Here is a 1,659-nt window from a genome sequence, read left to right on the forward strand (position 1 = left end):
GGCTTGTGCGCCGGTTCCTCGGGTTCCCCGTCGCGTTCCCGCTGCAGGGCCCGCACGTCAGCCACGCCGTGCCGGCGCAGGCAGCGCGCCAGCGCCGCCCGGCTGAGATCCGGGTTCAGGAACTCGCGCGCCACGATCAGCAGGTCATCCAGCGACAGCAGGGCCACTTCCCGCACCTGGACCACGATCGCCTCCTGCTCCGGCGTCAGGGTCGTGTGCAGCCGTTTGGGGCAGTGCGACCGGTCTTCCACGTCCCGGCGGTAGCGCCACTTGCGCACGGTCATGCGGGTAATGCCGTAGCGCCGGGCCAGCTCGGGATCGCTCACGCCCGGCGGCGCTTCCTGCAGCTCCCGCCGGATCTGGGGTGTGGTCCGCGCGTTCGAATGGATCGTGCTCGCCATGCTATCCCTCCTGCGTGGGCCCGTCGCACACGATACTCCGCCACTCCCGGCCACGAAACAGGGGTGCCTTCTCGTGCGGTATAGAATCATCCGTTACCCAACAATTAGTTCCCGTAGGCCTACTCCAAGTTTACCCGCACCGCTGGCGGTCCCTGGCCTGGAAAATCATGGGGGTCTGAAAATCATGGGGGGTCAGACCTTGCCCTTTGCCTCTGCCTTGATGCGGGGGCAAAAGGCAAGGTCTGACCCCCGAGTTGCACGCAATTGATGCGCCCATTTTATCGTCGGGCTCAATCGACAAAGCCATGATAACGGCCAACGGCGCTCACAGCCTCTACAAATCTCTGAGCTGTTGCCCTATCCATTATGACGGTTTTTCCGTCCACCGAAAGATAGATACTGTCTTCCGGATAGAACGAAGACCGCCCTAGCTCAACGTCGACCGAAGTTTCCCCTCCTTGATCGTGTATCGTCTCTTCAAAAAAAACGTATGTTGCCATCAATACCTCCGATGATATGCCGTCACCACAAATTAGAATGTAAAGACAAACGAACGGAACGCTCCGATCCCGCCCCGAGCCCAGACCTTACAAACTCTCTCCGTCACTCTCGAATCCGTTCCTCTGTGGAAAGGTCTCCACAATGGACCCACCCCTTCCTCATCTCATTAGAGGCATGATCAAAATACTCTATCCGGACCCAATCGTGTTGGGACTCTATCTGATGAACCTTCTGATACGGACGCAACACACCGTGGATTTCGTGATCTTCGCTTGGCCCGTCACGAAGCTCTATCGTCTTTCCGTCTACTAGATAGATTGCACCAGCTCCACTCTCCGAAAGCGCCTCGATCTGCCCCAATAACGCCTGCTCGAGTGCCCCTATTCTGTCCATCACTCGTTGCTCCGACTCTTCGGCTAACACCTGGGATAAATAGAATAGGATTAACACCAAGAACAAGTTAAAATAGAACTCGACACTCAAAGCCCTCGGGGGTGCTGCAGCGGTGCGCTTTTGTACTGACTCGGCGAGGCAATCCAGCGGGTCGGGCGTCTCCTCGCTGATATGCTGGTCGTACTCGTCTACGAACCACGCATACGCGTCAAAAAATGTTAGAGCGCCATGCTCCTCGGCTAGGCGATCTGCGATAGACGAAAAGGCTTCTAAGGAAACGCTGATCAATGGCCCAGCACCCGGATCCATATACCGCCAACGCGTTTCTGGAAGGACATTTGGGCCAGGTCGGCCTGCTGTACCC

General features: G+C 57.7%; 3 protein-coding genes. All 3 read right to left on the reverse strand.

Annotated features, from left to right (window positions below; translation table 11 throughout):
- The coding region (locus F572_RS0100005) for a helix-turn-helix domain-containing protein (protein WP_018158263.1) at positions 1-401 on the reverse strand (401 nt) is incomplete at its 3' end.
- Between the two features lie 290 nt (positions 402-691).
- Entirely contained in the window at positions 692-901 is a 210-nt protein-coding gene (locus F572_RS14875; protein WP_081611928.1) for a hypothetical protein, read from the reverse strand.
- A gap of 103 nt (positions 902-1,004) precedes the next feature.
- Positions 1,005-1,659, reverse strand: a 655-nt coding sequence (locus tag F572_RS0100010; RefSeq protein WP_231410882.1) for an SH3 domain-containing protein, incomplete at its 5' end; no start/stop codon positions are given.

Origin of the sequence: Thioalkalivibrio sp. ALE14 (assembly GCF_000376845.1) — a bacterium.
Classification (GTDB): domain Bacteria; phylum Pseudomonadota; class Gammaproteobacteria; order Ectothiorhodospirales; family Ectothiorhodospiraceae; genus Thioalkalivibrio.